The organism is Herpetosiphonaceae bacterium (genome assembly GCA_036374795.1).
In the GTDB taxonomy this organism is placed as follows: Bacteria; Chloroflexota; Chloroflexia; order Chloroflexales; family Kallotenuaceae; genus LB3-1.
Genome location: DASUTC010000106.1, coordinates 1 through 8,179, shown reverse-complemented (window position 1 = coordinate 8,179; position 8,179 = coordinate 1). Strand labels below are relative to the sequence as shown.

Annotated in this window: 3 protein-coding genes; all 3 read right to left on the bottom strand. The window is 66.7% G+C overall.

The annotated features are described in order from the left end of the window. Positions 1-1,438: polyketide synthase (locus VFZ66_07305; GenBank protein ID HEX6288980.1), on the bottom strand; the 1,438-nt coding region annotated here is incomplete at its 3' end. Between the two features lie 9 nt (positions 1,439-1,447). Then, the gene (locus VFZ66_07300) at positions 1,448-6,937 is read right to left on the bottom strand and encodes an amino acid adenylation domain-containing protein (protein HEX6288979.1); all 5,490 of its coding nucleotides are present in this window, start codon (positions 6,935-6,937) and stop codon (positions 1,448-1,450) included. A gap of 243 nt (positions 6,938-7,180) precedes the next feature. Continuing rightward, positions 7,181-8,179 (bottom strand): metallophosphoesterase (locus tag VFZ66_07295; protein ID HEX6288978.1); only part of this gene is annotated, 999 nt, incomplete at its 5' end.

The following is an 8,179-nucleotide window of genomic DNA, read 5'->3' as shown; positions in this document are numbered from 1 at the left end:
CGGGGTGGGCGGCGAGGTGGGCGGCCAACTGCGCGCTGAGCGTGTCGAGGGCGCTGGGCGTTTGCGCCGAGAGCGTCAGCAGGTGCCAGGGACGGCTCGGCGCCGCCGGCGCGGCAGGCGGCGCTTCCTCCACGATCACATACGCATTCGTGCCGCCGATTCCTAGCCCGCCAACAGCCGCGCGGCGTGGTGTCGGCCCGGCAGGCCAGTCGCGCAGCCGAGTGTTGACGTAGAAGGGCGTGGCGGCAAAATTGATCTCCGGGTTGGGCTGCGCGCAGTGGAGACTGGGTGGGATCTGGCGGTGCTGGAGCGCCAGCACGGTTTTGATCAGCCCCGCGACGCCCGCCGCTGCATCGAGGTGGCCCAGATTGGTCTTGAGCGAGCCCACCGCGCACCAGCCGCGCTGCTTGCTGCTCCCGAACGCCTGCGTCAGCGCCGCGATTTCGGTCGGATCGCCCCAGGCTGTGGCGTTCCCATGCGGCTCAACATAGGTGATGGTGTGCGGCGCGGCCTCGGCCAGGCTGAGCGCTTCGGCGATCACGGCGGCCTGGCCCGCGACGCTCGGCGCGGTATAGCTTTCGCGCTCTGCTCCGTCATTGTTGACGGCAGAGCTGCGAATAATGGCGTGGATCGGATCGCCGTCGGCGCGGGCCTCGGCCAGGCGCTTGAGCACGACGACGCCGACGCCGTTGCCGGGCACGGTGCCCGCCGCGTCGGCGGCAAACGCGCGGCAGTGGCCGTCGGGCGAGTGGACGCCGCCATGATGATACCAGTAGCCGACGCGATGCGGCACGCGCACCGACACACCACCCGCCAAGGCCAATGAGCACTCGGCATTCAGCAAGCTTTGACACGCAAAGTGGATCGCAACTAACGATGTGGACCCCGCCGTATTGACGCTAACGCTTGGCCCTCTCAAGTTGAGTTTGTATGAAACGCGGGTCGGGAGAAAATCTTTATCGTTGCTGAGCAGCAGTTGAAACTTGCCGATCGTATTCAGCACATCCGGATTCTGATAGAGATGAGTCAGGAAATAGGTGCTGATGCCGGTGCCAGCAAAGACGCCGATGGGCGGGGCGTGGTCGGTGACAATGTAGCCGGCCTGCTCCAGGGCTTCCCAGGCGCACTCCAGAAAGAGGCGCTGCTGGGGATCGAGGATCTCGGCCTCGCGCGGGGTGCAGCCGAAGAAGGCGGCATCGAAGGCGGCGATGTCGTCGAGAACGCCGCCCGCGTTGACGTAATGGGGGTGCTGAAGCAGGGCGGGATCCTCGCCCTCGGCGCGCAGGTCCGCGTCGCGGAAGCGGGTGATGGCCTCGACGCCCGCGCAGAGGTTGTGCCAGAAGGTCGGCAGGTCCGACGCGCCGGGGAACCGCCCCGCCATCCCGATGATCGCGATGCCGTGAGCGTCTGCTGGTGAATCGCTGAGCTGATCTAACATAGTCCGGGCTTACTCCTCGTGCTCGTGGCTGCGCTGCGGGCGGCGGCGCCGGGCCTGGTGCTGCATGGCCGCTTTACGACTGTGGGCTTGCTCCCGACTCTGCTGGAAGGTCGGCGGCGCGACGCGCTGCTGCTGGAGCCGCTCGGCCAGCAAATAGATCGTCGGGTATTGGAACAGGTCGACGATTGAAAGGTGGGTATCGAACGCTTCGCGCAGCTTCGTCTGCACCTGCGCCACAAGCAGCGAGTGACCGCCAATCTCAAAGAAATTGTCGTGCAGGCCCACGCGCTCGACGTGTAGCGTCTCCTGCCAGATCGCGGCAATCATCCGCTCGATCTCGGTCTGCGGGGCCAGGTAGCCCGCAGTGGAGCGCGCGGCTTCGTCCGGCAGCGGCAGCGCTTTGCGATCGACCTTACCGCTGGGCAACAGCGGCAGGGCGTCGAGCACCACGAACGCGCTCGGCACCATGTAGGCGGGCAATCGACCTTTCAGGTATGTGCGAAGTTCCAAGCTCCAGGGTTCGCGGCTCGCGGTGCGCGGTTCGCGTTCGGATCCCCCTTGTTCGCTTGTTCTTTTGTTCTCTTCTTCAGCTTGTTCTTTGCTTTGGATGCCAGGCCGGGTACCCTCTGGGCATGGGCACCCGCATGGCGCCCCGCGTCTTTGTGCTACCACGTACGCGACCAGCCGCCTATCGCCCGCCGCCACTTCCTGCACTGTGACAATCGCCTCCTGGATAGCGGGATGTTGCATCAGCGTCTGCTCGATCTCATCCAGCTCGATACGGTAGCCGCGCAGCTTGATCTGGTGGTCGCGCCGTCCGGCAAACATCAGCGTGCCATCCGCGAGATAACGGGCCAGATCGCCCGTGCGGTAGAGCCGCCCGCCGGATTGCTGCGCAAAGGGATCGGGCAGGAAGCGCTCCGCCGTGCGATCCGGCTGATTGACATAGCCGCGCGCCAGCCCCGCGCCGCCGATATAGATCTCGCCCAGCACGCCGACCGGCACCGGCTGCATCTGCGCATCCAGCAGATAGACCCGCGTATTTTGCACAGGCGTGCCCAGCGGCGTGATGTCGTCGCGGGCCGTGCGCGGATCGACCGAGTGCAGCGTCGTGCAGATCGTCGTCTCGGTGGGACCGTAGCCGTTGATGATCTTAAGGCCCGGAATACCGCGCATGATGCGAGCGAGCAACTGCTCCTGAATCGGCTCCACGCCGACCACCACGCGGTGCAGCGGCGGCGCGACTCCGCCATCCAGCGCCGCGATGAGATCGGGCAGCATAAAGGCTGGAATATACGCGCTCCGCACCTGATGCCGGTGCAGCCAGCGCGCGAACGCCGCGCCATCGAAGCGTGCCTCCTGCGGGACGATATGCAGCGTGCCGCCCGCCAGCAGTGCTGAGAAGATTTCGAGGACCGAAACGTCGACGCTCAGGCTGGCCCACCAGCTACAGGCCATGCCCGCCGCGAGCGGCTGGCGGCGCTGCACATCGTGCAGCACATTGACAACGCTGCCATGATCGCAGCACACGCCCTTGGGCCTGCCGGTCGAGCCGGAGGTATGCAGCACATAGGCCGCGTGCGCGGCGCTCGTGTTCGGTGGTGGGTTCTGCTCCGATCCTTGAGCGATCGTCGGCCAATCCCGATCGAGGCAAACTGCCCTTGTGGTCTGTGATTGCAGACCGATGCCTTGCAGCAGCGCTGCTTGCGTAAGCAGCACGCCGATGCCGCTGTGCTCCAGCATCCAGGCCAGCCGCTCGGCGGGATACGCCGGATCAAGGGGCACGTACGCGCCGCCCGCTTTGAGAATGCCCAGGATGCCGATCACCGCGTCGGGCGAGCGCTCGACGCACAGCCCGACGCACGTATCCGCGCCGACGCCCAGGGCGCGCAGATGGTGCGCCAGTTGATTGGCGCGGCGATTGAGTTCGGCGTAGCTCAGCCGTTGATCCTGCCACACTACCGCGATCGTCTCCGGCACGTGCTCTGCCTGCACCTCGATCAGCTCGTGCAGCGTCCGATCGGCGGGATAGTCCCCTGCCGTCCCGGCCAGCTCGCCGAGCAGTTGACCCAGCTCAGCCTCGGTCAGCAGCGGCAGCGTGGCGGCGCGCTGAGCGGGATCGGAGAGCAGCGCGCGCAGCACACGCTCCCAGTGCCGCGCCATGCGCTCGATCGTCGCGGCGTCGAAGAGATCGGTGTTGTACTGCCACGAGCCGCGCAGAGCGCCGTCGACCTCGGCCACGACCAGCGCCAGCTCGAATTGCGCCGTCTGCTGCGGCAGCGCCACCGATCGCAGCGGCAGCGTATGCAGCGCAACCTCGATACCGTCGATGCCCAGCGCCAGCGCCGCCAGACGTTCGTGACCGTGCGGCGGTGCCTGTTGCAGCGCGAACATCGCCTGCACCAGCGGCGGCCTGCTCGGATCGCGGTCGGGCTGGAGCCGCTCGACCAGCAGCGGAAACGGAAAATCCTGATGCTCGAACGCCGCCAGCGCGGTCTGCCGCACCTGCCGAAGCAGCGCCGCGCAGGTCAGATCGTCTGAGAAGCGTATCCGCAGCGCGACCGGATTGACGAAGTAGCCGACGACGTGTGCGAACTGCGCGCGGCTGCGTCCGGCCATCGGCGATCCGACCAGCAGATCATCCTGGCCCGTGTAGCGATGCAGCAGGATCTCGAACGCCGCAAGCAGCGTCATGTAGAGCGTGAGGCCATGCGCGTCGGTGAAGCGCCTGATCGCGCTTGTCAGATCGCGATCGAGCGTGAAGCTGTGGGCCGCGCCGTGAAACGTCTGCACGGGCGGTCGCGGGCGATCCGTGGGCAGATTGAGCACCGTGGGCGCGTCGGCCAGTTGCCGTCGCCAGTACTCCCAGAGCCGCGCGCCCTCCGCGCCGAACAGGATCACCTGCTGCCAGGCCACGTACTCGCCGTAGCGCGCCGTGAGCGGCGGCAGCGCGGGTGGCTGCTGAGCCAGCGCCGCCGCGTACAGCACATCCAGCTCTTGCAGCAGTAGCGCCTGCGACCAGAAATCGGTCACGCTGTGATGCGCTGCCAGGAGCAACGTATACCGCCGCTCATCCTGCGTAAACAGCGCGATCCTCAGCAGCGGCCCGCGCTCAAGATCGAACGGCTGCCGTACCATCTCGACAAGACGCTGTTGCAGGAATGCCGCATCCCAGGCGGTCGCGTCCTCGTGGACGAAGGCCGCCGCCTGCTGCGCACCAACCTGCTGAAACGGCTCGCCATGCCGCGCCGGGAAAGCCGCCCGCAGCAGCGGATGACGATCGATCAGCATGTCCGCCGCGCGCTGGAGCGCGGCCGCGTCGAGCGGCGCGTCGATCTGCACCGCGTTGGCGACGGTGTAGGCGGTGCTCTGCGGCGCGAGCTGGTGCAAGAACCAGAGCGCCCGCTGGCCGTAGGAGAGTTGCTCTGTGTCTCCACGATCCACCGCCGGGAGCAGATCGGCTGTGCGCTGCGCGGCGATCGCGGCTGCCAGCTCGGCGATGCTCGGCCCCTGAAGCAGCGCCGCGATCGAAAGCACAGCGCCGGTCTGCGTCTCGATGCCGTGCAGCAGCTCGATCGCCGCCATCGAGTCGAGGCCGTAGCGCGTGATCGGCTGATCGAGCGCGATCTGATCCGGCGCGACACCGCAGGACCGCGCCAGGTGGGCGGCCAGCCAGGATTGCAGCTCCGCAGGATCGTCAAACGTCGGGCTGCGCTGCGGATCGTCGCGCTCGTCCGCCGCTGCTGGCTGCTGGCTGGCGTGCCACGCCGCGACCGGATCGAGCGTGCCGTCGCGGAATGCGGCGCGGCAGGCGTGGCGCTGGATTTTGCCGCTGGTGGTCTTGGGAATCGTGGCTGGCTTGAGCAGCACGACCGCGTAGATCGGCACCTCGTGCTGCTCCGCGACGGCCTGACGGATCGCGGCGATGACCTCAGAGAGATCGGCGCGCAAGCCCTGGCGCTCGACCTCCTGCACGATCACCAACTGCTCGTCGTCGCCGACCTCGACGCCGAATGCCGCACCTGAGGCTGGCCGCAGCAGCCGATGGCTCGCCTCGACGGTCTGCTCGATGTCTTGCGGATAGTGGTTGCGCCCGCGAATGATGATCAGATCCTTAATCCGTCCCGTGATGAACAGCTCGCCGTCGTGGAGAAAGCCCAGGTCGCCGGTACGCAAGAACGGCCCCGCGCCGCTCTCCGCCAGATGCGCGCCAAAGGTCTGCTCCGTGGCGGCGGGCTGGTTCCAGTAGCCCTGCGCGACGCTCAGCCCCGCTACCCAGATCTCGCCGACGCGATCCGACGGGCATGGCCGCAGCGTGTCGAGATCGACGATCCGCACCTGCTGATCGGGCAGCGGCTGCCCACAGCCAACCAGCGCCCGGCTGCTCGCCTCAGCCGCCGCAGCCACACGGTCGCGCTCAAGCGCGGCAGCATCGACCGCCTGGATGATCGGCGGGGCATGCCTGGCTCCACCCGATACGATCAGCGTGGCCTCGGCCAGGCCATAGCACGGATAGAACGCCTCATAGCGAAAGCCGCACGGCCCGAACGCCTCGGCAAACCGGGCAAGCGTGGCGGCGCGAACCGGCTCAGCGCCACAGAACGCAAGATCCCAGCTACGCAGATCGAGCGTCGCGCGCTGCTCCGGCGTAACCTTGCGCACACACAGATCGTAGGCGAAGTTCGGCCCGCCGCTGGTGGTCGCGCCGTAGCGGGTGATCGCCTCCAGCCAGCGCAGCGGACGCTGCAAAAAGGCCAGCGGCGACATCAGCGTCACCGGAAAGCCCGCGTAGAGCGGCTGCAAAATCCCGCCGATCAGGCCCATGTCGTGGTACGGCGGCAGCCAGATCACGCCCCGACTGGCGGGCGTGTGCCCGAAGCCGCGCTGGATCAGGGCCAGGTTATGCAGCAGGTTGGCGTGGGTCAGCATCACGCCCTTGGGCGTGGCCGTCGAGCCGGAGGTGTACTGCACAAAGGCCAGCGTCGCGCCGTCGATGGCGGGCGGCTGCCACTCGTTGGCAAGGTCGTCGAGCGCGCCGTCGGTAGAGAGCCAGCGCAGCCTTGCAAGATCGGGGAGCTGAGCGAAGCGCTGCTCAAGCTGCGACAGCAGCACGCCCGTCGTCAGCGCGTGCGTGGCTCCGGCATCCGCGACGATCGTCTGGAGGCGCGGCATCGGGCGCTGCGGATGCGGCGGATAGGCGGGCACCGCGACCAGCCCGGCGTAGAGGCAGCCAAAGAACGCGGCGAGGTAATCGAGCCCCGGCGGATAGAGCAGCAGCACGCGCTCGCCGGGCGCTGCCGTTCGTTGCAGCAAGGCCGCGATCGATCTGGCGCGCCGATCGAGCTCGGCATAGGTCAGCCGCGTCTCAGTATGCTCACCGTCCTGAAGAAAGATGTAGGCGGTGCGTTCAGGTTGATCTCGCGTGCGAAGCTGCAAGAGGTCGAGCAAGCTATGGGCTGAAACGGGAGCAACTGACGAGAGGACCTGATCGGTGTTCATTACCATCCTTTCGGGGGTTGTGCCGGACGGCTGCGGCAGATGATCGATCGAACCAGCTTCTTCGGTGTGCTACCGGCATGATATACCAATAGGGTCATGATCGTCAATATTGGTTAACGGCGCCGACAGACTCGGAAGGGGCGAATCATCAGGCATCAAGCACCAAGTTCTCCCCCGCTCCCATTGCCTACGGCATAGGAGCGGGGCGGGGCCGAACGCGAAACAGCTATGCCCGATGTTCGGCTAGTGGCAGGTGCCGCTGCCCTGGTCGGTGAAGGAGCTACCCGCAGCCGGTACAAACTGCCAGTCAAAGCTGGTGGCATGCAGGGTCAACTTCAGCACGCCATGGGTCGACGAGTGGAACCTTTCGGAGGTCGGCAGCAGCGTGCCCACACTTCGCAGCGCCGCGCCGCCTGTACCGACGACGAACTGCCGAATACCGCGCGCCGTGTCCACCGCGCCACTTCCGTTTAGCGGAGCGAAGCGCTCGTAGTTATGGTCGTGACCGGCGAGCACCACATCGGCTCCCGCGTCGTAGAGCATCTGCCAGATGGCCGACATCGCCGTGCTGCTGCCGTGCGCGCCTGAACTCCAGCGCGGGTGGTGCCAGTAAGCCAGCGTGCATCCGGCTGCGTTGGCTGCCAGATCCTGTTGCAGCCATGTGGCCTGTGCAGAGGTGGAGCCGCATCCCGCGCTTGTCGATCCATTACCTAGCGCCGAGCAGTTGCTGTTGAGCGCGATGATGTGCCACTGGCCCAGGTTATAGCTGTAGTAGCCTTTGCCAGGATCGCCGGCGAGCGCTCCAAAGTAGCCGAAGTAGCCCGAAGCGCCGCTGGTTCCATATTCGTGATTGCCTGGCGTCGGTCGTGTGCGCGTTTTATGTCTACCCCAGGTCGGATCGTAGCACTGCTGGAACTCGGTTGGCGTGCCTGAGTTGTAGGCATTGTCACCCGTGGTAAACACCGTCCCTGGAATCGCGTCGAGCAGGGCAGCGGTGGCCCGCGTGGACGCGACAGGCGTTCCAGCGCTGTCACAGAGCGCAATATCGCCCGCGCCGACGAGGACCGGGCTCGCCGCCGGAGCATTCGGCGAGAACCAGAAATTGCAGCCGGTGATCGAGGAGCCGTTGCTGCCAGCGGCGACAACGATCTGATCGAGGCTGGCGACGCTGCTCTGCGAGGTGCGGAACGCCAGCCCCCGCCCCAGCACGATCTCGCCGCCGCCCGTCGGCGTGACGTAGGC